The following is a 23,918-nucleotide window of genomic DNA, read 5'->3' as shown; positions in this document are numbered from 1 at the left end:
AGTGAAAGAATGGCTTGACAAAATTAACGATGCTAATTCACTTGAAGTTTTAGAAAATCTAAGAATTGAAACTTTAGGTAAAAAAGGTATTATTACTGCACAATTTGCAAAAATGAAGGATATACCAGGTCCAGAAAAAAAAGAATTTGCAGCAAATTTAAATAAACAAAAATCAGAAATAACAGAAGCTTTAGAGACTAAAAAAGTAATTTTAGAAAAAGAAGCTTTAGAAAAAAAATTAAAAGAAGAAAAAATTGATGTTACAAAATTCAATAATGAACTTACTTGTGGTGCTGTTCACCCAGTAACATTAACAATGGATAGAATCATTGAGTATTTCCAAAATCTTAATTTTGCAGTTGAAGAAGGTCCATTAGTAGAAGATGATTTTCATAATTTTGAAGCATTAAACCTTCCAAAATATCATCCAGCACGAGATATGCAAGATACTTTTTATAACAAAGATTATACTCTTTTAAGAACTCATACTTCACCAGTTCAAATAAGAACAATGTTAGGTCAAGATAAAGATACCCCAATCAGAATGATTGCACCAGGTACAGTATTTAGAAGAGATTTTGATTTAACTCATACTCCAATGTTCCACCAAATAGAAGCATTGGTGGTTGATGAAGCTGACAAAATTTCATTTGCAAACTTAAAACATGTATTAGTAGAGTTTTTACATCATATGTTTGGAGATGTTGATGTTAGATTTAGACCTTCATTTTTCCCATTTACTGAACCATCAGCAGAAGTTGATATTTCATGTGTATTCTGTAAAGGCGATGGATGTAGAGTTTGTTCCCATACAGGATGGTTAGAAGTTCTTGGGTGTGGTGTTGTTGATGAAAATGTATTTAAAGCAGTAGGATATGAAAATAAATCTGGTTATGCCTTTGGTTTAGGTGTAGAAAGATTTGCAATGTTAATACATAACATTGGAGATTTAAGATCTCTATTTGAAAGTGATTTAAGATTATTAGGACAGTTTAGATGATAGTTACAAGATCGTGGTTACAAGAATATATAGATATTTCAAATATATCTACAGATAGTATCTGTAAGACTTTAAACTCTATTGGTTTAGAAGTTGATAGTTTAGAAGAACAAAGAATTGTTCCAGGTGTTGTAGTTGGAAAAGTTTTAGAAAAAGAGAAACATCCTGATGCAGATAAATTAAATATTTGTCAAGTTGATATAGGTTCAGAAACTGTTCAAATAGTTTGTGGTGCAAAAAATGTAGATGCAGGACAATATGTACCTGTTGCAACTGTTGGTTGCAAATTAAGTGCAGACTTTAAGATCAAAGCAGCAAAACTAAGAGGTGTTGAATCAAATGGAATGATTTGTTCATCAACTGAAATAGGACTTGCTAAATTAAACGATGGAATATTAGAACTTGATGAATCTATTGGTGACTTAGTTATTGGTAAAGAATTATCTGAATATCCATTATTTAACGATGATGTAATTGAAATCGAACTTACTGCAAATAGAGGTGACTGTTTAAGTATAAATGGTGTTGCAAGAGAACTATCAGCATTTTATACTATTCCTTTAAAAGAACAAGATTTTACAATTACTTATAACGATTTAGGAATTGGTCAAGTTTTAGAAGTTGAAAGTTCAAATGACATTGATAGTAAATATATTTATACTGTAGTAAATACTTCTGATTTTAAACTTCCATTAGTTTATAAATTAAGAGTAGGAGTTATTGATAAATTCAAAGAAAATGACTTAAATGACGCAATTACTTATATAACTCACTCAACTGGTGTTATATTAAATGCCTATGCAAAAAAAGATGCAAAAGTTATAAAAGGTATTGCAACTATTGATATTAAAAAAGATGTACAAGGTTTTGATGTAGTAATTGGAAAAGAGAATTTAAGTACAGTCTGTATTGAACATACAGACATAAGTTTAGATGAAAATAATGAATACATAATCGAAGCTTCATATATCAATCCAGAAACTATTTCTAAGAAAGTTTTTGAAACAAAAAGAAAAACTGGAGATGTATATTACAAAAGTTCAAGAGGTAGTGAGCCATATATTGAAAAAGGAATTGATTCTTTTTGTTCTTTAATTTCTACTTTTGGAGCAAAAGTATTTAATGGAAAAGAGTCTTATACTGATTTTAATGAAAAACTTACATTAGACGTAAGTGTAAATAAAATCAACTCTATTATCGGACAAGAAATTGAAAAAATTACAATAGAAAAAATTTTAAGTTCTCTTGGATTTGAAGTTAAAGATGGAGCAAATGGTGTTTTATCTATTCAAATTCCACTATTTAGACATGATATAAAAAATATTGCAGATGTCACTGAAGAGGTTGTAAGAATAGTAGGAATTGATAATATTCAAGCTAAACCACTTGCAATTGATGAAGTAAATAGAATCAATCAAACTTCTCATAACTTAGTAAAGAAAAACAAATTAAGAGCAAAAGCAATAGAAAATGGTTTTTACGAAACGTTAACTTATGTATTCGCAAATAGAGATATATTAAAAAAATACTCTCTTCCTGTAGTTCAAGATAACTTAGATATTTTAAATCCAATTGTTAAAGAACTTGATACATTTAGAACTACAATCTTAGTAAATTTAATAGAAGCATGTTCAAATAATTCTAAATTAGGATTCAAATCTGCTTCATTTTTTGAAATAGGAAAAATATTTGATATAAATAGAAATGAAAGTACAAAAATTTCATTTGTTTTTAGTGGAGCGAAAGAAATTGAGTCTATTTCAAACTCTGGAAAACCAGAAAATATTGACTTTTTTGAATTTGCTACAAAAGTATTAAATACAGTTGGAAAATTTGATTTAGAACCTATGAAAAAAGTACCAAATGATTTAGCACATCCATATCAAAATGCAACTATACTTGTTGATAATGAAGAAATTGGATTTATTTCTAAACTTCATCCAAGTGTTGCAGATGATTATAATTTAAGTGATACATTTATAGCTGAAATTGATTTTGATAAAATCAAAAATGATTTAATCAAAACAGAATCTTATTCTAAATTTCAAGCTTCAAAAAAAGACTTAAGTATTATCACTCCAAAAACTATGGAATATAGAGAAATCAAAAATGTAATTAACTCTATAAAAGATGAGAATATTAAGCAATTTAACTTAATTGATATCTACTCTGATGAAAAATTAGGTGAAAACGAAAGTTTAACTATTAGATTTGTCTTACAAAATGATACTAAAACTTTAGAAGAAGAAGATATTACATCAACTATGAATAAAATTCTAGAAAATTTAAATAATAAACTAAGTATTGGACTTAGAGACTAAAACTTAAAAGGAAAAAAGTGGACAACTTTAACATAAAAAGACTAGATAAAGCGTTTAATATTGAAATAAATTCAATTGCAAGTGATAAATCAATATCTCATAGATGTGCAATGTTTTCACTTTTTTCTAATGAAACTTCATATATAAAAAACTTTCTAACAGCAGAAGATACTATAAACTCTTTGAATATAGTAGAACAACTTGGTGCAAAAGTTAAAAGAGAAGGTTCATCTGTAACAATTACACCAACTAATAAATTAACAGAACCTAGTGATATTTTAGATTGTGGTAACTCAGGAACAGGAATGAGACTATTTTGTGGTCTTTTAGCTTCTGTAGATGGTGCTTTTACTGTAACTGGTGATAAGTATCTTAGAGAGCGACCAATGAAAAGAGTTGCTAATCCATTAAGAAGTATTGGTGCAAATATTGATGGAAGAGAAGATGGTAATAAAGCTCCTTTATTTATCAGAGGAGTTAAAGAGTTAAAACCATTTACTTATCACTCACCTGTAGATTCTGCACAAGTAAAATCAGCAATGATACTTGCTGCACTTAGAGCTAATGGAGTTTCAAAATATAAAGAAAATGAACTTACACGTGACCACACTGAAAGAATGTTAAAAGGTATGGGTGCAAAGCTAGAAAATGATAAAGATGGATTTATTAATATTCACCCTTTAGCAGGACCACTTAAACCACTTAATATTACAGTTCCAACTGATCCTAGCTCTGGATTCTTTTTTGCAGTAGCAGCAGCAATCACTCCTAACTCAAGAGTAGTAATCAAAAATGTTACTTTAAACCCAACAAGAATTGAAGCTTATCAAGTTTTAAAGAAAATGGGTGCAGAAGTTAATTTTATTGAAAAAGAAAATGTATATGAACCAATTGGTGATATTGAAATAAAGCACCAAGAATTAAATGGTGTAACTGTTGAAGATAATATCTCTTGGCTTATTGATGAACTTCCAGCACTTTCTATTGCAATGTCTTTAGCAAATGGTAAATCACTTGTAAAAAATGCTGAAGAACTAAGAGTTAAAGAATCAGATAGAATTGAAGCTGTAGTTTCAAACCTAAAAAAATGTGGTGTTACATACAGTGAATATAAAGATGGATATGAAATAACAGGTGGAACACTAAATAAAGCTATTATAAACTCACATGGTGATCATAGAATTGCAATGAGTTTTGCAGTTGCTGGTCTTAATTGTGATATGGAAGTAGAAGATGTAGATTGTATTTTAACTTCATTTCCAAACTTTAAAGAAATATTAGACTCGCTAAGAAACTAAGAACAACTCGTTCTTCTCTTTAAAGAAAGTATAGAATAAAGGTCCCTTAAAAATTGGGACAATTTTTAAGGATTATATATGAAAGTTAGATTAGCATCAAGTTATGGTTTTTGTTTTGGTGTAAAAAGAGCAATTAAAATTGCAGAAGGATATCAAGACTCTGCTACAATGGGACCTCTAATTCATAACCAAAATGAAATTGATAGATTAAAAAATGATTATAATGTTGGACTCTATAATAATTTAACTGACGTAAAACCTGATGATACAGTAATTATAAGAACACATGGTATTCCTAAAGATGATTTAAAAAACTTAAGACAAAAAGACGCAAAAGTAATAAATGCTACTTGTCCATTTGTAACAACACCACAACAAATTGTAAAAAAAATGTCAGAAAAAGATTACTCTATTGTAATTTTTGGTGACGAAGAACATCCTGAAGTTAAAGGGGTTAAATCTTATGGTAAAAACCAAGATGATGTCCATGTAGTATTAACACCTAAAGATTTAGATAAAGTCTCTTTTAAATACGATAAAGTGGCTACTATTGCACAAACAACTAAGAAAAAAGAAGTCTACTTAGAAATAGTAAATAATCTTATTCTAAAAAATAAAGAAGTTAGAGTATTTAATACAATTTGTGATGCAACATTTGAAAATCAAGATGCAGCACGTGAACTATCAAAAGAGGTAGATATCATGGTTGTAATTGGAGGTAAAAACTCTTCAAATACAAAACAACTTCATTCAATTTGTTTAGAAAGTTGTAAAAATTCTTATTTAATTGAAAACTCTTCTGAACTTGATTCTTCATGGTTCAAAAACAAAACTTTATGTGGTATAACTGCTGGAGCTTCGACCCCTGACTGGATAATTCAACAAGTAGTAAATGAAATAGAAAAATACTAAAAAATTACATTTAAGTAAAATTTCGATATAATCATCACCATTTAATAAAAAACGGTTAATACGAAGGAATAAAATGGGTATCGAAGATATTGAAATTGGTGAAGACTTTGACTTTGAGCAAATGCTTAATGAGTCTTTTGAGAATGCTGAAAACAACTCTGTAGTTGATGGTGTAATTGTAGAAATTACTGGTGATAGTGTACTTGTTGACGTTGGTCAAAAAATTGAAGGAAAGTTATACCTTTCTGAAATTACAATTAATGGTGAAGTACAATTCAAAGATGGGGATACAATCCCTGTAATGTTAATGGGAAATAAAGGTGAAAGACCATCTATTTCTTATAAAAAAGTTCTTCAAAAAGAGAAATTTGACACGTTTGTAAAAGAACACGGTGAAGATGTAGAAGAAGTTACAATCGAAGGTAAAATCATTTCTGTTAAAAACAGAGGTGGATTTATTATTGAAGATGAAACTGGGTTAGAATACTTCATGCCTATGGCTCAATCTTACTTAAAAACTCATGGTGCAGTTGGGAAAAAAGTTAAAGCAAAAGTTTTAAAAGTAAATGCTGCACAAAACTCAATTATTGTATCTAGAAAAAAATTAATTGAAGAATCAAAATTACAAAAAGATGCAAAAGTAAATGAAATCTTAGAGAAAAATGAGCCAGTAAACGGAATTGTTAAGAAAATTACTTCTTATGGTATGTTTATTGATTTAGGTGGAATTGATGGTTTAGTTAACTACAATGAAATCTCTTACAAAGGTCCAGTTAACCCAGCTAATTACTATGATGAAGGTGATGAAGTTTCTGTTGTTGTATTATCTTACGATAAAGCAAAACAACACTTATCATTATCAATCAAAGCTGCACTTGCAAACCCTTGGGAAGAAATCAAAGACGAATTAGAAGTTGGTGATACAATTACTGTTACTGTTTCTAACTTTGAATCATATGGTGCATTTGTTGACTTAGGGAATGACATCGAAGGTTTATTACATATTTCTGAAATTTCATGGAATAAAAACCTTAAAAATCCAAAAGATTTATTAACATTAGGTGAAGAAGTTAATGTTGAAGTTATTGAATTAAATGTTGAGCAAAAAAGATTAAGAGTATCTTTAAAAAACTTACAAGAAAAACCATTCGCTAAATTCACTAAAGAATTTAAAGTTGGTGATGTTGTAAATGGTAAAATTGCTACTTTAACTGACTTTGGTGCATTTGTTACTATTGGTGAAGTTGATGGATTATTACATAACGAAGAAGCATCTTGGGAATCAAATGCTAAATGTAAATCACTTTACAAAAAAGGTGACGAAGTAGAAGTTAAGATTATCAAAATTGATAGAGAAAAAGAAAATATCTCATTATCAGTTAAAGAAATTGCTGACTCTCCAGCTAAAAACTTCCAAAATACTCATAAAATTGGTGATATTGTAAAAGGTGCTGTTAAAGATAAAAAAGACTTTGGTATTTTCATTAAATTAGAAGATAACTTAGACGGACTTATTAGAAACGAAGACTTTGGACCACTAGAAAATGAAGAAGTTAATGCAGGTGATGAGCTGGAAGCTGTTGTTGTAAATATTGATACTAGAAAAAATAGAGTTAGATTATCTGTAAAAAGATTAGAGCAACAACAAGAAAGAGAAGTACTAAAAGCTGTTAATGATGATTCATCAATGACTTTAGGTGATTTATTAAAAGATCAAATTAAATAATTAAGGATTTTTATAAAATGAGTAAACATACAATCGTAGTTTGCGATCATATTCATGAAGATGGTTTAAATATCTTACAAAATACAGAAGATATCAACTATGTATATGCTGCTGATATTGATAAAACTGCACTTTTAGATGTAGTTAAAGATGCAGACGTAGCAATTACTAGAAGTTCAACTGATGTTGATGAGAAATTTTTAAGTGCGGCAGTTAACCTAAAAGCTATTATTAGAGCAGGTGTAGGTTATGATAACGTTGATATGGAAGGTTGTAGCAAAAGAGGAATCATTGCTATGAACGTTCCAACAGCAAACACGATTGCTGCTGTTGAATTAACTATGGCGCACATGCTATCTTGTATGAGAAAATTTCCTTATGCACATAACCAATTGAAACAAGACCGAGTATGGAAAAGAGAAGATTGGTATGGAAATGAACTTTATGGTAAAAAACTTGGTGTTATCGGTTTTGGTAACATTGGGCATAGAGTTGCATTAAGAGCTAAATCATTTGAAATGGACGTAATAACTTACGACCCATATATTCCTTCAACAAAAGCAACTGATTTAGGTATTGGATATACAACAGATTTTAATGATATTTTAGACTGTGATATTATTACAATACATACTCCAAAAAATCCAGAAACAATCAATATGATTGGTGAAGAAGAAATTGCAAAGATGAAAGATGGAGTTATCCTAATCAACTGTGCAAGAGGTGGATTATATAATGAAGATGCATTATATAATAACCTTAAATCTGGGAAAATTGCAATGGCAGGAATTGATGTATTTATCAAAGAACCTGCAACTGACAATAAACTTTTAGATTTACCAAATATTACTGTAACTGCTCACTTAGGTGCAAATACAAGAGAATCTCAAAGAAAAATTGCAACTCAAGCAGCTGAAAATGCTATTGAATCTGCAAGAGGTATTGCATATCCAAATGCTCTTAACTTACCAATTGATGAGAGTAAAATCCCATCATTTGTTAAGCCATATATTGAATTAACTCAAAAGATGGCATTTCTTTCTGCGCAATCAGATAAATCTGCAATTAGATCTATTTCAGTTTGTGCACATGGTGAAATTAAAGAATATTTAGAATCTTTATGTACATTTGCTACTGTTGGAGCATTAAGTGTTTCAGCAGGAGATGAAGTAAACTACGTAAATGCAAAATTCTTAGCAGAAGAAAAAGGTATTAAATTTGATTCTTGTGAAATCAACCATTGTAGTGGATACAGTAATAAAGTTACTGTAAAAATAACAACAGAAAAAGGTGTAAATACTATTTCTGGTACTGTGTTTGATGAAGATGTACAAAGAATTGTAGAATTAAATGGTTTCGATTTTGATGTTGAACCTAAAGGGAAAATGATTTTATTAAGAAACTCAGATATCCCTGGTTTTATTGGACATGTAGGTCAAATTCTAGGAGATAATAATATTAATATCTCGGACTTTAGACTTGCACGTGGAAAAGATTCTGCATTAGCTGTAATTTTAGTTGATGAATCTATCAAAAGTGATATTTTAGAACAAATCAAAACTCTTGAAGCTGCTATTTCTGTAGCTTACGCAGAAATTTAAGGAGAACCTATGGCTTTAGGAATGAGTGACTTAAAAAAAGGTATGAAAATTGAAGTGGATGGTATTCCATATAAAATTACAGACTATGCACATGTTAAACCTGGTAAAGGTGCTGCATTTGTAAGATGTAAAATCAAAAACTACCTAAATGCAAAAACTATTGAAAAAACATTTCACGCAGGTGATAAATTTGGAATTCCAGATTTACAACAAAAAACTATGCAGTTTTTATATGACGATGGTGAAATGTTACAATTTATGGATACAGATACTTATGATCAAATAGGTTTAACATATGATCAAGTTGGTGATACTGAAAAATGGATTATCGATGGAATGAATGTTGAAATGATGTTCTTTAAAGGTGAAGCAATTACTGTTGAACCACCAATGACTGTTGAAATGAAAATTGTAGAAACTCCACCTAACTTCAAAGGTGATTCACAAGGTGGTAAAAAACCAGCAACTCTTGAATGTGGTGCTGTAGTTCAAATACCATTTCACTTAATCGAAGGTGATATTATTAAATGTGACACGAGAACTGGTGAGTATCTAGAAAAAGTTAAATAGCATTAAAAAAGAGTGAAGAGTTTCACTCTTTTAGCTATTTAAGCGGAGTATTTGTTTTTTAAGAAAAAACATACGAAGCCGATGTGAACTTGCTCGATAGAGAGTATTGTCGAAGCTGAGTAAAACGAAGCAAGGCATTGTGAGAAAAGAACTATCTTAAAGCTTCTTTTTTAGAAATTTAATCTTTATAAATTTATATATAAAAACAAACTTTTAGAATCTTTTCCTTTCATTTTTTAAAAAACGAAACAAAAAATCAAATTGTACCTTGACCAAAGCTATATTATTTTAATTTTTTGTTGATAGATTCATATAATAAGTTAATTTATTCTTTTTATTCCACCAATAATTTGAAAAATGGAAAACTTTACCTACAGAACTTTCTATATTTACTGTGTTTAAACTTGTCCATTCAATAGATTTAATAACTATACTATCAGCTTCAAGTATCAATTTTATATTCTCCAATTTATCATTTTTAATATTTGCAATATAAAGCTTATTTCTAAATGAACCTGTTGCTCCTCCATACTCTTCTATTGTTAAAACTATTTTTACTTTGCCATCTTTTGAGATTAGTTCTTTTTTTACATAATCATCATTTATTTTAATATCATATGGATTGCTACTATTAATATTATCATTAAAAAATACTATTGCAATAAAACTTATTCCAATAAATAAAAAAAATATTCTCATTTCAATTCCTATAAAATTTAGTTTATTCGTCTAAGATAAATAATCTTCTCATCCCCAATATAATTCTCATGAACAATCTCAAAATCAATATCAATCTCAGATAAAGCATTAATCCCTTTTCTAATCTTAGGACTCACAACTAACACAATTAAATCTAATCTCTCTTTTAAAACTTCCATTAAATTATAAACACCTTCTACCATCACAAACTTGTAATCCAAAAGTTTAAATAAGTCATCACTTATAATCACTTCTCTATTCGGTATTTTAAATAGTGGTATATTATTATCAAAAACTTTGTTTTTTGAATATATCATTATATTTGGAGCCCGCCCTGCAATATATCTTGCATCTAAAGTTGGTTTATCAGTTCTAACTGTATTTCCACCTATAATCATCAAATCAATTTTATCTCGTAGGCTATGTACATATGCTTTAGCTTGATTTCCTGATATTTGTCCATCTATAGAACCATTTAGTGTTTGTGCCATTTTATAAAATATAAATGTTCCACTTGTCCACTTTATAAATGGATATAAAAGGTCATAGGCTTCTTTTTTCATACAATTAGTACTAACCTCTATATTTACATTTTTAAGTGTTTCACAGCCTCCCGAGGCTTCTTTATTTATGTCCTCATGTCCTAGAATTACTCTTTTGGGTTTTAACTCTTTTAGGAGGTTTGCACAAGAGGGGGTTTTTCCTACATGATTACATGGTTCTAAGGTCACATATACTTCACAATCTTCAAAAAATCCCTTATGTTTTTTTATTAGATATTCATGTATATCGAAAGCATTATTTTTTGTTTTAAGTACATCATTTGGATGTTTTTTTAAATATGCAGCTTTTAATGCATTTACTTCAGCATGAGCTAGACCAGCCTCTTTATGTGCTTCAATAGATAATATTTCTCCATTTTTAACTACTACACAACCAACAGCAGGATTAGGATAGGTTAGAAACTGATATTTCCATGCTTCATCAATAGCAAGTTTCATATAAAAATTATCATCTATTTTCACGTATTCTCTCTTTTTTACTTATTTTTAGATATAAAAAAAGGAAGTTGAAAATCAACTTCCTTTTTATTTAAAATTCTTTTATATTTTACCACTCATAGTAAGTAGAAGCTGCTGATATTTCATCATAGCTTATTATTTCTTCACCATGGTCTGTAGATACTTTTATTTCATTTTCATCTGCAAAAGTTAATTTTCCTTTTACAATATCTTTATTAAAATCTTTTACTCTAACATTTTCACCAACAGAGGCTTTATAATGCTGCGGTTTCTTTAATTTTCTTTCAATACCAGGAGAACTTACTTCTAAATTATAATTTCCATGCATTGGTTCTTCAATATCTAAAATTGGAGAAATCATTCTAGAAATTTCTGCACATTTATCTAGTGAAATTCCATCTGGAGCTGTTACATAAATTCTAAAAATATTTCTATCATGTTCTTTTGTTGTAACAATATCATAAAGCTCAGCATCACAACCTTGAACTGCTATTTCAATTGATTCTTCTAAATTCATGATTCACTCTTTTTATCTTTTTCAATTTGTCTAAACAAATCTTCAATATTTTTTGAAGATTCTAATGAAGTGTCATTAACAAATTTAAATGTAGGACACTTATACCAACCTGTACTACTTAAAACATATGATTTTATTCTACCATTTGCTTTTGTTAAAGCAGATATAACTCCAGGTATTTCTTTTTGTTCAAAATCACTTCCATCAAAGTATACTGTTGCATCATATTTACCATTTTTACAGTTTACACCTGTAATTGGTAAAGAGTTAATTCTACTATCACTAAGAGTTGATAAGGCTTCAGGAACTAACTCCATTAATAAAGACTCTGTTCTTTGTATATTTATACTTTTCAATATCTTATCTTTATATTAATCGTCGATATGAACTTTTTCTTCAATCTGAATAAATGTTTCAATGAAATCACCAACTTTAATATCATTAAATTTATCAAACATAATACCACATTCATAACCGTTTGCAACTTCTTTAACATCATCTTTAAATCTCTTAAGACTTGAAATCTTACCAGTATAAGTTACGATACCTTCTCTAATGATTCTTGCATGTCCACCTCTGATTACTTTTCCATCAGTTACTAAACAACCTGCAACTGTACCAATTTTTGGTACAACGAATGTATCTCTAACTTCAGCTTGTCCAGTATTCTCTTCTCTAATAACTGCACTCATCATACCAGAAAGAGCATCTTTAACATCATCAATTAAATCATAAATAATTGTATATGTATTAATAGCTATTCCATCAGCTTTTGCTTTTTGTTTAACAGAACCAGTAGGTCTTACATTAAATCCTAAGATAATACATCCCTCAGATGCACCAGCAAGAACTAAATCAGATTCAGTAATTCCACCAACACCAGCGTGAATTACTTTTACTTTTACTTCTTCATTTTGGATTTTTTCTAATGAACCTTTAATAGCTTCTAAAGAACCACCTACATCAGTTTTAATAATTACTGGAAGTGCTTTGATTTTACCTTCTGCAATTAATCCACTCATCTCTTCAAGAGAAACTTTAGTAGATTTAGAAAGCTCTTTAGCTCTTGCATGTTCTGCTCTTGTATTTGCAATTTCTCTAGCTTCTTTATCAGAATCTTGTGCAACTAAGAACGAACCTGAAGTAGGAACTTCATTTAAACCTAAAACATTACCAGTTTCAGAAAGTCCTAATTCTTTGATTGGTTTACCCATATCATTTGTAATTGCTTTTACTCTACCATACGTAGTATCACATACAATATTATCACCAACTTTTAAAGTACCATTTTGAACAATAACAGTTGCAACTGGTCCTCTTCCTTTTTCTAAAGAAGACTCAACAACAGTCGCTTTTGCCTTTGCAGTAGGATCTGCTTGAAGCTCTAAAATTTCAGATTGAAGTAAAATATTTTCTAATAAATCATCAATACCTTCACCTGTTAATGCAGAAACACCAATAAACTCAATATCTCCACCCCAATCAACTGGAGTCATTTCTCTCTCAGCCATTTGAGCCTTAACCATATCCATGTTTGCAGTCTCTTTATCTATTTTGTTAACAGCAACAATAATTGGACAACCAGATGCTTTCGCATGAGAAATTACTTCTTCTGTTTGAGGCTTAACACCATCATCAGCAGCAACAACTATAATAATAACATCAGTTACACTAGCACCTCTTGATCTCATAGCAGAGAAGGCAGCATGTCCAGGAGTATCTACAAATGTAATTTTTTCACCATTTTTTGTAATTGTATAAGATGAAATATGTTGAGTAATTCCACCAGCTTCACCAGATGCAATTTTAGAAGATCTGATTTTATCTAATAATGAAGTTTTACCATGATCAACATGTCCCATAATTGTAACAACAGGAGGTCTTGTTACAAAATTAGAATCGTCAATTTCTTCATCTTGGTATTCTTCTACATAATTAACTTCTTCTAAAGCATCTTTTACTGTAACTTCAATTTCAAATTCTTCACCAAGAATTTCTAATTCATCTTGTTTAAGGAAATCATTTTTAGTTACCATCATACCAAGACCAAATAGTACAGTGATTACTTCAGAAGCTGATTTTCCACAAGCCTCTGCAAATTCATATACTCTTACGTCTTCAGGAATTGTTACTTCTGTAATTTCTACAGTTTCTTCAATTCTTTTAACTCTTTTCTTTCTTTTACCTCTTTTTAAACCTTGTGGTCTATTTCCAAAGGCAGCAGGTCTAGAACTTCTTGATTGTTTTTTATCATTATTTTGAGGTTTTGGTTCATCTAATAATTTTGATTTATCAGTAATATCCATATCTAATAAAAATACTTCTTCACCTAATAAAGACTCATTTGAATCATCATTTTTGATTACTTTTGTATTTGAGAAATCATTTCTTCCTCTATCTAGTTCTATTACTTTTCCATGATCATGTGATTTTGCAACACTCTTTTTCTTGTCTTTCTTTTTACTAGTAGGAGCATTTTCTTTATTTGCTTTTTTAGCAGTATCAGATAAATCATTTCCACCTAAAATCTCACTCAATGATTTCATTGCTTTTTTAGGCTGTGTATCAATTGATGTGTCATTTGACACAGGAGTAGGAACCTCTTTTGGTTTCTTCTTCTTAATAATTTTAAGACCTCTTCTTTTAGGAATAATCTTAGTAGGAGTTATACTCTTAACGCTTTTTTCTTCAGCTTTAGGTTCTTCTTTTACTGCAGGTTTCTCTTCAGCTTTAGGTTCTTCTACTTTTTTTACTTCTTGAACAGGTTTTACCTCTTCTTTTTGAACAGGTTTAACTTCTTCTTTTATTTCTTCTTTAGGTGCAGTTTTTTCTTCTACTTTTTTTGGTGTTGCTTTTTTTATTTTTGGTACTGGTTTAGATGGAAGTTTTTTACTTTTACCAGTCATTATATAATTAGCAATTTCTTCTGCATCTTCAAATGAAACTGCACTTTGAGGTGATTTAAGCTCAATCCCTAAATCTTTAGCTTTAGTAATTACTTCATTACTACTAGCCCCTGCCTCTTCAGCAATTTCATATACTCTTACGTTATCTGACATGCGTTAATATCTCCTTAAGTTGTCCTATATAGTCGTCTTTATTTCTACACTCTCTAAAAAGTGCTTTTTCTAGTTTTTTGTATTCTTTTTGATTGTTTTGCGAATGTTCTAGTATTGAAACACAATCATTACAGATATAAAAACTTCTGCCATTACTATCAAATGGTACAAGTTTTTTATCTTCACACTTCAAACGAAGCATATCATTTTGATGAAATTTATTCCTACAAATGATACATGTTCGAATAGGTTTTTTCAAAATAGCCAATATTATACCTAATTTTTACTTAATTGTATAGTTTTTAATCTTCTACTCTTACGCCATCATTGTCAAAGTTACATGATAGAACTTTAAAATGAGGAAACTTTTTCTTTAACTCACGTTCTAATCTTTGTGCGTCTTCTTTATAACATAATGAGAATAGTGTTGAACCTGAACCAGATAATGTACTCATTAAAGAACCATTTTTAAGAGATGTTTTTTGAACATCAAATAATTCTGGCATCTGTTTCATTCTATATTTTTGATGGATTTTATCCAAAGATGCAGTTCTTAGCATCTCCCAATCTTGACTAATAAATGCTGCTGTAAGTAAAGAAGAATGAGAAATATTAAATATTGTATCTTCTTTTGAATATTTATAAGGAAGTGATTTTCGCGATAATTGCGTAGACATAGGTCTATTAGGAATAACTACAATTGATTTTAAGTTATTTGGCATATTCTTTTTTATATATTTCACTTCATTATCTTGTACTGTTGCAACATTAAATCCACCCATAACAGCAGGCGTAATATTATCTGGATGATTCTCATATGCAAGTGCTAAATTTAATAACTTTTCTTTTTCTAATTTTATTCCTTCAATTGCATAAGCACTAGCAATTGCTGAAACAATTACAGCAGAAGAACTTCCAAGTCCACGTGAAAGAGGAATTTCATTACTAAATTCAAATCTAAAATGTCTTTTTTTATGTGATAAATTATGATAAAAATCGTTAAATATTGCAATAAACATATTATTGTCTTTTAATACTGGGTTATTTGAACCCTCACCTCGTAATGATACACTATGAAATTTTGATGGTTTAATAATAACTTGATTATGTAATGATATAGCTAATCCTAATGTATCAAATCCAGGACCTAAATTCGCACTAGTAGCGGGAACGCTTATTTTCAACTTTTTTCCTTTTAAACTGCAGGTAAATTATATATTGGTAATGTTTCAGAAGAAAAATTTATATTTTCTAGAACATTTGGTAATTCAAAGTCGTGTATTTTAGTATTATTATCTAAAAAGTCTACTTTAACGTTATCTTCTTTTTCATTTGAGTCATTTATAAAGTATTTTTTCCCTAAGGCCTTTATTGGAGAATTTTGATTAAATTCAAATCCACTACAAGCTTTTAATTCTATATTTTTTGTAATACTAATTGTTTTTAAAAAAACATAAGCTACTTTAATAGCCATATATGAACCAGGTGTATTTACATAAGAAATTCTTTTAATATTAAATTCTTTTAATATTTTTTCAAAAACAATAGGTAAAACATCAGATGTTTTACCATCATCTTTATATGTTTTTATCAGTTTTTTATTTTCATATATTCCAATTAAAAGAGGTTTTGAAATACTTATAACTAAAACTTCTATCATTTTTACCTTTTATACTTCAACTTTTGAATATGCTAATTCAAATACTTGTGCTTCTTCATCTGCTTCTTCTAAATCAATAATCTCATAATTTGCTTCATCTTCATATACTTTTTTTGTAAGAAGATGATTTAAATGATGACTCCCTGCATGTGCACCATATTCACCTACAATTGTATATCCAAGAAGAGCCATATCTCCAATTGCATCTAAAATTTTATGTCTTACAAATTCATTATCGTATCTTAAGCCTTCAGGATTTAAAACTTTTGACTGGTCAAGAACAATAGCATTTTCCATACTACCACCTTGTGCTAAACCAATACTTCGTAAATATTGGACCTCATGTAAGAACCCAAAAGTTCTAGCCCTACTTATATTTTCTTTATATTCAGCAATTGAATAATCAAAATGAAAATCTTGCTCTCCAATAACTGGATGTTCAAAATCAATTGAAAAATCATAGATAATATGGTTTGAGGGTTTAAGGGCTACCCTTTTCCCATCTTCAGTTGTAATCTCAACTTCTTTTTTTATTTTAATAGCTTTTTTTGATTTATCAAGTTCTTTAATTCCTGCTTCATCTATTAACATACAATATCCAGAAGAACTTCCATCAAGAACAGGAACCTCATCATTATCAATTACAACACGTAAATTATCAATTCCATATGCATATACAGCAGATAATAGATGTTCAATAGTTGAAACAACCACGCCATCTTTTCCAATTACTGTAGCCATTTTTGTATCAACTACGTTTTCAATTTTAAGAGGAATGGTAACCCCTTCATCAACTCTATAAAAAACTATTCCCATATCAGAATCAAGAGGCTCTAGTTTCATCTTAACAGGAACTCCTTTATGAAGCCCTATTCCAACTATTTCTATACTTTTTGCTATTGTTCTTTGTTTCATTTAGTTTTTATTACCTCATTAGCTTCATCTAAAACATTTAGTATTCTAGTTTTTATCCAAGTTTTATCCATCCACTCTAAAGGATTTACTTCTAAACCTTGAACTAAAACTCCAAAATGTAAATGATCTCCAAATACTGCTCCTGTTGAACCTGTATTTGCAATTTTTTGGTTTCTTTTTACTTCATCATCAACTTTTACATGAAATTTACTTGTGTGAGCATATAAAGACTGTAACCCTAGTTTATGATCTACAATTAAAGTATTACCATATATTCCTAAGAAATCATCAAAGATAACTTTTCCTGCATTTGAAACTTTTATTGGAGCATGTTTAATACTTGCCCAATCCATTCCTAAATGCCAAGCTTCATCAATTTTTTCTTTTTCATAAAAATATTGTCTTCTTTCTGCAAAACCTGCAAATGTTTTAGAGCCTTCTAATCTTTTAAATGCATTGACTTTATATTTTTTAATTATATCTCGAGACATATTTTTTAAAGAGACATTTCTAATTGTATCAATATTTTCTTGTCTTAATTTTTTATTTTGCTTAACAAAAATTTCTACATTGTTAGAAGGAATTACATAGTCACTCTTTTTCAATACAGGGATAGAAACTTTATCTATAAACTTTTTTGAAATATTTATAATATCATTTTTAATTTTTAAGTCTTTTATGTATAAAGGAACTTTTGTCACACTTTTATTATTTGCTTTATCAATAGCTACTAAATTAACTCTTTGAAATTCTTCAACTTCAATTGGCCATGCAATAATAGCTGCATAAAAATTCTTCTTTTGAAAAGGTATTAATTCAAATTTATATTTATTATTAAAAGATATATATTTTTCACTTAAGTTTTTATCACTAACTTCTACAACAACTGCCGCACTTCCACCACGTTTTATATTATATGAATTTGATACAATATTTGCAATAGGTTTTTTTCTATCAATATTTAACTCAAACTCTTGATAAGTTTTATTACCTTGGAAAAAGTTCCAATTACTATTATCTATAACTTCAATTGCTAGTTTTACTTTTTCTGTGTTTGGTTCTAAAATAAAACCTTCTATACTAAACATAACACTTGTTTGTTTAGCACTAATACTTTTCCCTAATAAAACAGTTTCACTATTAGGCTTTTTATAATAAACCTTATAAGATTTAATTCCACTTTGATCAAAAAGAGATACAGTTAACTTATCTTTTAAATTCCAATATCCATTATTCTCAAAGGCAATTTTTGGTTTATTTTTTTCAAATTGAGGGGATAAATAAATAAATACACCTGCTGCTATAATTAATAAAACAATAATTAATGATAAAATATTTTTTAAACTATTATTACTACGTCGTCTCAAGAACTTCCTTTAAAACTATTTCAATTACATTTTCTATATTTAAAGTATCTAAAGTACAACCAGCTGCATTAAAATGACCTCCGCCATCAAACTTTCCAGCTACTTTTGATACATCTATTTTACCTTTTGAGCGAAGAGAAACACGACTCACGTTATTTACTATTCTTACAAAGAAGGCAACTTTTACAATATGCATACTCATAATCATATTTAAAGCATCTTCACAATCTCTATTATGAGCACCTGTTTCTTTAAACCATTCTTCTTTTGCATGTATTGTTGCAACTTGACCTTCATTATAAAGTTCAAGACTCTCTAATACTTTGGGAATAATTCTATATTTGGCTAAAGAATCTCTTCTTTTCATCTTATTTGCAATATCTGAAGGACTAGCTCCAAATTCAACTAAATGATTAACTTTGTCAAAAGTCATTTCATCACAACGCCCAAGTGAAAAAGCTAAAGAGTCATCATAAATACCAACATACAAAGCTGTTGCTGTATGTTTTGTTATATATAATCCATTATATTTGAAAAAATCATATACAATTTCAGCCGTTGAACTTTTCATAGGATCAACTAAGTTTACAGTTCCATAATTGTTATTTGATTTGTGATGGTCAAAATTGATTAATGGAATTTCAGGGTCAAGTTCAAAACCTAATCTTTTTATAGTTCCACAATCAACAGAAATAGCTAAATCAAAGAATTTAGGAAATTGGTCAGTAATTTTATCAAATTTCTCCATGAAATTTAAGTTCTGAGGTAAATCTGAACTTATATTAAAAACTTTGTGTTTAATTTTATTTTCATGAAATAAATTAGATAAAGCCAATGCAGATGATATAGAATCTGCATCAGGATTTACATGTGTTATTATGAGTATATATCTACTCTTTTCAATAAGCTCTAAAGCTTTTGCATAATCTGACATATTAATTTTATTACTAACTATAAAGTCTTTTTTCATAAGATGTAGTATGCCTTTATTTAATTAACCAATAGTAAATATCTATTAGTCAAACTTCATTGAGAAATCTAGCCAAGTTGCTTGATGAATTATACTTCCAGAACTTAATGCATCTACACCTGTTTGGGCATACATTCTAACTGTATCTAAAGATATATTTCCTGATGCTTCTAATAATACTCCAGGATGATTTTCATCTCTATATTTTACAACTTCTTTTATCTCTTCTGGAGACATATTATCACACATAATAATATCACCACCTGCTTCCATAGCCTCTTTTACTTGCTCAAATGTTTCACACTCTATTTCAATCTTAGTAACCCAAGAGATTCTTTTTCTAGCAGATTTAATAAACCCTTTTAAATCAGTAATTGTTCTTAAGTGAGTATCTTTTAACATTAAACAATCATCAAGTCCAAGTCTATGGTTAATCGCCCCACCAATTCTTGAAGCATACTTTTCAAAATCTCTTAATTGTGGTCTTGTTTTTCTTGTATCTAATAAAGCTACATCTAAATCATTTATTTTAGACGCAAATTTATTTGCCATAGTTGCTATTCCACTTGCATGTTGAAGCATATTTAAAAAAGTTCTTTCACTTGATAAAAGTATAGATGCTTTGCCCTCAAGCTTTGCTATGATATCACCTTTTTGTAAAGTATCTCCATCATGTTTTAAAAACTTACAATCAAACTTTTCTGTTTTAGCTAGAGCTTTTGCATAAATTTCACCCGCTAAAATTCCACTATCTTTAGCAACCACATGTGCTTTAAATCTTCCTTTAGGAGCAACATCAAAGAATAAATCACCTCTACCATTATCTTCAATAATAGCATTTTTTACAAATTTTTTAATATTTATCATACTTCAAACATCCTCTCTAAAGCAACTCTAGCCCATTTTGCAACATCTTCACTTACTTTGATTTCACACTCTTCTGAAATCTTTCCGTCTTTGATTGATTTTAATGTGTTATATACATCTTCTAATGTTGTTTCATTCATAGTGGGACACTCTGGTTTCGTTGAGCTTAAGATGTATGTATTTTTTTCTCTTAATCTATTTACCATATTGTATTCTGTTCCTACAGCTACTTTTTGCTCAATAGGAAGTTCAGTGATATATTTTATAAGCTGTGAAGTTGAACCAACAAAATCAGCTGCATCACAAATAGCAGGATCACATTCAGGATGAACTGCTATTAGAATATCTTCATATTTTTCTCTATAAAATTCAATATCTTCAACAGTGAAAAGTTGATGTACAGAACAAAAACCATTATAACAAATAATATCTGCTTCATTTAAATCTGTTCCATCACCAACTACTGCTGATTTTAAATTTAAAGATTTTGCAAAATTCTGACCTAAACATCTATCAGGAACAAAGAAGATCTTCTTCCCTGATTTTAAACCTTTTTCAATAATCTTATAAGCATTTGAAGAAGTACAAACCATACCACCCATTTCACCAACTCTAGCTTTTACTGCTGCACTAGAGTTTATATAAGTAATAGGAAGAATATCATCATTTGAAATCCCAGCTTCATTTATTTTTTGTAGATTTTCTTCATAATAACCTTCATCAATCATTCTAGCCATGGCACAACATGCAATTTTTGGCATTAGAACAATCTTTTCTGGGTCAAGTACTTTTACACTTTCACCCATAAAACCTACACCACAAAATACAATATATTTCGAATCAGTCTCTTTAGCTCTCTTTGCTAATTCTAATGAATCCCCTGTAATATCTGCTAACTCAAATACTTCATCTCTTTGATAAAAATGAGCAACAAGTGTTACATCAAGTTCTTCTTTTAATTTTAAAATTTCTTCTTTTAAATTCAAAGTCAACCTTCAAGTTTTAATTAAATGGGAATATAACAAAATTTTAGTTATAATCCTTTTAATCAAAACAAATACAATTAAAATCAAGGTAATAAATGGACTTTCTTTTAAACTTCAATATTCTATTTTTTATAGCAGCATATCTTGCTGGTTCTATTCCTTTTGGACTGCTTTTGGCAAATACTTTTGCAGGTGTAAATATCAAAGAACATGGTAGTAAATCAATTGGGGCAACAAATGTATTAAGAGTTGTAAAAGAAACAAACCCAGCTTTAGCAAAAAAACTAAGTGTTGCTACAGTTATATTAGATGCTCTAAAAGGAACTATTGTTTTACTTATAGCTATTGCAATGGGTGCTAGTGAATCTACACTATGGGGTATTGCAGTATTAGCAGTATTGGGTCATTGTTACTCAATCTTTTTAGGTCTTGAAGGAGGAAAAGGAGTTGCAACTGGTCTTGGAGTATTTTTAGTTTTAATTCCAATTCCTACTTTAATTGGTGCTGCAGTTTGGATCTTTTGTGGAAAAGTATTAAAAGTTTCATCTTTATCATCTTTATTAGGATTAACAGGTGTTGTGATTGCAGCCCTATTTATGAATAATGGATTAGAAGTAGGAAGTAACGCTCCAATGTATATAATAGCTTTTATAATCTATTATAAACATATTCCAAATATAGTTAGGTTAGTTAAAGGAGAAGAAAAAAAAGTTATCTAAACATAACCTTTTTTCTTAAATTTACTAAAAATAAATATGAAAATATATATAGAAAACTTAACTTTTGACTGTATTATAGGGATACTTGATTTTGAAAGAGAAAAAGAGCAAAAAGTAGTTATTGATTTATCATTTAAATACAACTACAAAAATCCAAAAAACTTTATAGACTATTCTAAAATTTCTAAAAAAATAGAACAAATTATGAAAAAAAAGAAATTTGAACTTCTAGAAGATGCAATTATATATATTGATAAGTATCTAAATTCTAAATATAAAATAAAAAAACTCAAAATAAAAATCTCTAAACCTGATATATTAACAAACTGTATAGTTTCTTTAAAAAACTGTTAAAATATAACAAAACTCTATATTTAAAACATAACTTAAATTTACCATTAAATCGCCTTAAAAAGACTAATTTAAGAAAACTTTAAATTTTACTTCTGTAGAATTTGTGCAACGGTCTAATTGGAAAAGTATTTAAAGTACGCACTTTAAATTGTTCGCGCGTCCAATTAACTGATTTAAATTTCGAAATTCTAGGAGAACAAATGAAAAAATTCGCAAAAATGAGTTTAGTAGCAGCTATCGCTGTAGCTGGAACTGTAGCATCTGCACAACCTTTAGCAGAAGCAATCAAAAACGTAGATGTATCTGGTACTGTTGTATATAGATATAATGACAAAAATTTTGATGATGGTGATTCAACTGTAGATAACAACTATAAAGTAGCTGTTTCTTTAAAATCAAAAGTTACTGATGATGTAACTTTTAATTCTAGATTTATCGCAGGTGGAGATAATGGTGGTTTCATTGGATTAGATACTCAAGGTACTGGTGATGGTGGCGTTGGTGTTGAATTAACTTGGGCAAACTTTGCTTATACTGGTATTGCTAATACAACTGTAATCGTGGGTAAACAAGGTTTAGGTCTTCCATGGTTTAAAGCTACTGATTCTGATGGTACTGAGCAAACTGGAACTGGTATCTTAGCTATGACTACTATGGGTCCTGTAACTGCTGCTGCTGGTTACTTTAACCAAACAAATGTTACTGCTGGAAAAGATGCAATTGGTACTACTGCTGATGTTGCTTTAAGTGGAACAAACGTTATGATTGCAGCTTTAATGGGATCTTTTGGACCTGTAAAAGCTGAAGGTTGGTACATGGATGCTGATGATACACTTGATTCTTATTTCCTTAAAGCTTCTGGAAAAATTGGACCTGTTAATGCATACGTTCAATACCAAGAAACTGATTTAGATGGTGTTTCTGGAGAAGATATCGAATTATTAAAAGCTGGTGTTTCTGCTAAAATGGGTATGTTCAATGCAGCATTCGCATATGCTAAAACTGGTGATGATGGTTCTGGTATCTTAAACGCAGTATCTACAAACTCTGCAATTGGTTATTCTGTAAGCTTACATAAAGCAGATAATTCTGATGCAATCTTTGTTGACTTAGGTGCACAAGTTTCTGATAAATTACATGTAGGATTAAACTATGATAAAGTTTCTGATGATGATGCAGATGAAGCTGATGATCATGAAGAAGCATTTATCCAATTAACTTACAAACATGCTAAAAACTTATCAGCATACATTAGATATGCAGATGGTGAAGATGCAGAACTTGACTACAACAGAGGTAGATTACAAGTTGAATATAAATTCTAGTATTGAATTTAAAAACTTACTAAACTCTTA

Annotated in this window: 23 protein-coding genes; 10 read left to right on the top strand and 13 right to left on the bottom strand. The window is 29.2% G+C overall.

The genetic code is table 11. From position 1 onward, the window contains the following. Position 1: 1 nt before the first annotated feature. The 7 genes from pheS (at position 2) to efp (ending at position 9,428) form a co-directional block, all read left to right on the top strand. On the top strand, positions 2-1,000 hold the full coding sequence (gene pheS / locus BT997_RS02665; protein ID WP_072679857.1) for a phenylalanine--tRNA ligase subunit alpha: 999 nt from the start codon (positions 2-4) through the stop codon (positions 998-1,000). Further along, a complete protein-coding gene (gene pheT / locus BT997_RS02660) occupies positions 997-3,321 on the top strand; it encodes a phenylalanine--tRNA ligase subunit beta (protein ID WP_072679855.1) in 2,325 nt (774 codons plus the stop codon). The genes pheS and pheT overlap by 4 nt, the downstream gene beginning before the upstream one ends. Before the next feature lie 17 nt (positions 3,322-3,338). After that, a complete protein-coding gene (aroA, locus tag BT997_RS02655) occupies positions 3,339-4,619 on the top strand; it encodes a 3-phosphoshikimate 1-carboxyvinyltransferase (RefSeq protein WP_072679853.1) in 1,281 nt (426 codons plus the stop codon). Positions 4,620-4,697: 78 nt separating this feature from the next. Next, the gene (locus BT997_RS02650; RefSeq protein WP_072679852.1) at positions 4,698-5,531 is read left to right on the top strand and encodes a 4-hydroxy-3-methylbut-2-enyl diphosphate reductase; all 834 of its coding nucleotides are present in this window, start codon (positions 4,698-4,700) and stop codon (positions 5,529-5,531) included. Positions 5,532-5,604: 73 nt separating this feature from the next. Beyond that, positions 5,605-7,257 carry a 30S ribosomal protein S1 gene (locus BT997_RS02645; protein WP_072679851.1) on the top strand — a complete coding sequence of 551 codons (1,653 nt, stop codon included), beginning with the start codon at positions 5,605-5,607 and terminating at the stop codon, positions 7,255-7,257. Between the two features lie 17 nt (positions 7,258-7,274). After that, positions 7,275-8,858 carry a phosphoglycerate dehydrogenase gene (gene serA, locus BT997_RS02640; RefSeq protein WP_072679850.1) on the top strand — a complete coding sequence of 528 codons (1,584 nt, stop codon included), beginning with the start codon at positions 7,275-7,277 and terminating at the stop codon, positions 8,856-8,858. A 9-nt stretch (positions 8,859-8,867) separates the two neighbouring features. Continuing rightward, complete coding sequence (efp, locus tag BT997_RS02635; RefSeq protein WP_072679849.1) at positions 8,868-9,428, top strand: elongation factor P; 561 nt, start codon at positions 8,868-8,870, stop codon at positions 9,426-9,428. Positions 9,429-9,716: 288 nt separating this feature from the next. On the opposite strand, the gene BT997_RS02630 is transcribed toward efp, so the two are convergent. The 13 genes from BT997_RS02630 to nadA form a co-directional block, all read right to left on the bottom strand. Beyond that, positions 9,717-10,127: a hypothetical protein gene (locus tag BT997_RS02630; RefSeq protein WP_072679848.1), complete on the bottom strand. Its 411-nt coding sequence runs from the start codon at positions 10,125-10,127 to the stop codon at positions 9,717-9,719. A 17-nt stretch (positions 10,128-10,144) separates the two neighbouring features. After that, positions 10,145-11,152: a bifunctional diaminohydroxyphosphoribosylaminopyrimidine deaminase/5-amino-6-(5-phosphoribosylamino)uracil reductase RibD gene (gene ribD / locus BT997_RS02625; protein WP_072679847.1), complete on the bottom strand. Its 1,008-nt coding sequence runs from the start codon at positions 11,150-11,152 to the stop codon at positions 10,145-10,147. Positions 11,153-11,237: 85 nt separating this feature from the next. After that, positions 11,238-11,666, bottom strand: coding sequence for a ribosome maturation factor RimP (rimP, locus tag BT997_RS02620; protein ID WP_072679846.1), 429 nt, complete (start codon positions 11,664-11,666; stop codon positions 11,238-11,240). After that, the gene (gene rbfA, locus BT997_RS02615) at positions 11,663-12,022 is read right to left on the bottom strand and encodes a 30S ribosome-binding factor RbfA (RefSeq protein ID WP_072679845.1); all 360 of its coding nucleotides are present in this window, start codon (positions 12,020-12,022) and stop codon (positions 11,663-11,665) included. The genes rimP and rbfA overlap by 4 nt, the downstream gene beginning before the upstream one ends. A 15-nt stretch (positions 12,023-12,037) precedes the next feature. Beyond that, positions 12,038-14,725 (bottom strand): translation initiation factor IF-2, encoded by a 2,688-nt coding sequence (infB, locus tag BT997_RS02610; protein WP_072679844.1) that lies wholly within the window; start codon positions 14,723-14,725, stop codon positions 12,038-12,040. Continuing rightward, positions 14,715-14,984: a DUF448 domain-containing protein gene (locus tag BT997_RS02605; RefSeq protein WP_258239415.1), complete on the bottom strand. Its 270-nt coding sequence runs from the start codon at positions 14,982-14,984 to the stop codon at positions 14,715-14,717. The genes infB and BT997_RS02605 overlap by 11 nt, the downstream gene beginning before the upstream one ends. Before the next feature lie 43 nt (positions 14,985-15,027). Further along, positions 15,028-15,909 carry a homoserine kinase gene (thrB, locus tag BT997_RS02600; RefSeq protein ID WP_072679842.1) on the bottom strand — a complete coding sequence of 294 codons (882 nt, stop codon included), beginning with the start codon at positions 15,907-15,909 and terminating at the stop codon, positions 15,028-15,030. 11 nt (positions 15,910-15,920) lie between these two features. Continuing rightward, positions 15,921-16,385, bottom strand: a complete 465-nt coding sequence (locus BT997_RS02595; RefSeq protein WP_072679841.1) for a hypothetical protein — start codon at positions 16,383-16,385, stop codon at positions 15,921-15,923. Positions 16,386-16,394: 9 nt separating this feature from the next. Beyond that, positions 16,395-17,300, bottom strand: a complete 906-nt coding sequence (gene lpxC / locus BT997_RS02590) for a UDP-3-O-acyl-N-acetylglucosamine deacetylase (protein ID WP_072679840.1) — start codon at positions 17,298-17,300, stop codon at positions 16,395-16,397. Further along, entirely contained in the window at positions 17,297-18,667 is a 1,371-nt protein-coding gene (locus BT997_RS02585; RefSeq protein WP_072679839.1) for a M23 family metallopeptidase, read from the bottom strand. Before BT997_RS02585 ends, lpxC begins: the two co-directional genes overlap by 4 nt. Beyond that, positions 18,654-19,637, bottom strand: coding sequence for a bifunctional oligoribonuclease/PAP phosphatase NrnA (locus BT997_RS02580; protein ID WP_072679838.1), 984 nt, complete (start codon positions 19,635-19,637; stop codon positions 18,654-18,656). The genes BT997_RS02585 and BT997_RS02580 overlap by 14 nt, the downstream gene beginning before the upstream one ends. Before the next feature lie 45 nt (positions 19,638-19,682). Next, on the bottom strand, positions 19,683-20,504 hold the full coding sequence (gene nadC / locus BT997_RS02575) for a carboxylating nicotinate-nucleotide diphosphorylase (protein WP_072679837.1): 822 nt from the start codon (positions 20,502-20,504) through the stop codon (positions 19,683-19,685). Further along, the gene (nadA, locus tag BT997_RS02570) at positions 20,501-21,490 is read right to left on the bottom strand and encodes a quinolinate synthase NadA (RefSeq protein ID WP_072679836.1); all 990 of its coding nucleotides are present in this window, start codon (positions 21,488-21,490) and stop codon (positions 20,501-20,503) included. The genes nadC and nadA overlap by 4 nt, the downstream gene beginning before the upstream one ends. 95 nt (positions 21,491-21,585) lie before the next feature. Here nadA and plsY point away from each other — a divergent pair, with 95 nt between their 5' ends. The 3 genes from plsY (at position 21,586) to BT997_RS02555 (ending at position 23,888) form a co-directional block, all read left to right on the top strand. Then, entirely contained in the window at positions 21,586-22,209 is a 624-nt protein-coding gene (plsY, locus tag BT997_RS02565) for a glycerol-3-phosphate 1-O-acyltransferase PlsY (RefSeq protein ID WP_072679835.1), read from the top strand. Between the two features lie 36 nt (positions 22,210-22,245). Beyond that, positions 22,246-22,563 carry a dihydroneopterin aldolase gene (locus BT997_RS02560; RefSeq protein WP_072679834.1) on the top strand — a complete coding sequence of 106 codons (318 nt, stop codon included), beginning with the start codon at positions 22,246-22,248 and terminating at the stop codon, positions 22,561-22,563. 200 nt (positions 22,564-22,763) lie between these two features. Then, positions 22,764-23,888 (top strand): porin, encoded by a 1,125-nt coding sequence (locus BT997_RS02555; RefSeq protein ID WP_072679833.1) that lies wholly within the window; start codon positions 22,764-22,766, stop codon positions 23,886-23,888. The last annotated feature ends 30 nt before the right edge of the window (positions 23,889-23,918 follow it).

The sequence above is a fragment of the Arcobacter sp. LA11 genome, from assembly GCF_001895145.1.
Taxonomy (GTDB): Bacteria; Campylobacterota; Campylobacteria; order Campylobacterales; family Arcobacteraceae; genus Halarcobacter.
This window is presented reverse-complemented; position numbering and strand designations above follow the sequence as displayed.

Excerpts from the sequence above, each read along its gene's own strand:
- BT997_RS02580 (WP_072679838.1), bottom strand. The coding sequence starts at position 19,637 with ATGAAAAAAGACTTTATAGTTAGTAATAAAATTAATATGTCAGATTAT.
- BT997_RS02630 (WP_072679848.1), bottom strand. The coding sequence starts at position 10,127 with ATGAGAATATTTTTTTTATTTATTGGAATAAGTTTTATTGCAATAGTA.
- BT997_RS02645 (WP_072679851.1), top strand. The coding sequence starts at position 5,605 with ATGGGTATCGAAGATATTGAAATTGGTGAAGACTTTGACTTTGAGCAA.
- lpxC (WP_072679840.1), bottom strand. The coding sequence starts at position 17,300 with ATGAAACAAAGAACAATAGCAAAAAGTATAGAAATAGTTGGAATAGGG.
- rimP (WP_072679846.1), bottom strand. The coding sequence starts at position 11,666 with ATGAATTTAGAAGAATCAATTGAAATAGCAGTTCAAGGTTGTGATGCT.
- BT997_RS02560 (WP_072679834.1), top strand. The coding sequence starts at position 22,246 with ATGAAAATATATATAGAAAACTTAACTTTTGACTGTATTATAGGGATA.
- BT997_RS02555 (WP_072679833.1), top strand. The coding sequence starts at position 22,764 with ATGAAAAAATTCGCAAAAATGAGTTTAGTAGCAGCTATCGCTGTAGCT.
- nadC (WP_072679837.1), bottom strand. The coding sequence starts at position 20,504 with ATGATAAATATTAAAAAATTTGTAAAAAATGCTATTATTGAAGATAAT.
- BT997_RS02595 (WP_072679841.1), bottom strand. The coding sequence starts at position 16,385 with ATGATAGAAGTTTTAGTTATAAGTATTTCAAAACCTCTTTTAATTGGA.
- efp (WP_072679849.1), top strand. The coding sequence starts at position 8,868 with ATGGCTTTAGGAATGAGTGACTTAAAAAAAGGTATGAAAATTGAAGTG.
- plsY (WP_072679835.1), top strand. The coding sequence starts at position 21,586 with ATGGACTTTCTTTTAAACTTCAATATTCTATTTTTTATAGCAGCATAT.
- BT997_RS02650 (WP_072679852.1), top strand. The coding sequence starts at position 4,698 with ATGAAAGTTAGATTAGCATCAAGTTATGGTTTTTGTTTTGGTGTAAAA.
- infB (WP_072679844.1), bottom strand. The coding sequence starts at position 14,725 with ATGTCAGATAACGTAAGAGTATATGAAATTGCTGAAGAGGCAGGGGCT.
- serA (WP_072679850.1), top strand. The coding sequence starts at position 7,275 with ATGAGTAAACATACAATCGTAGTTTGCGATCATATTCATGAAGATGGT.
- pheT (WP_072679855.1), top strand. The coding sequence starts at position 997 with ATGATAGTTACAAGATCGTGGTTACAAGAATATATAGATATTTCAAAT.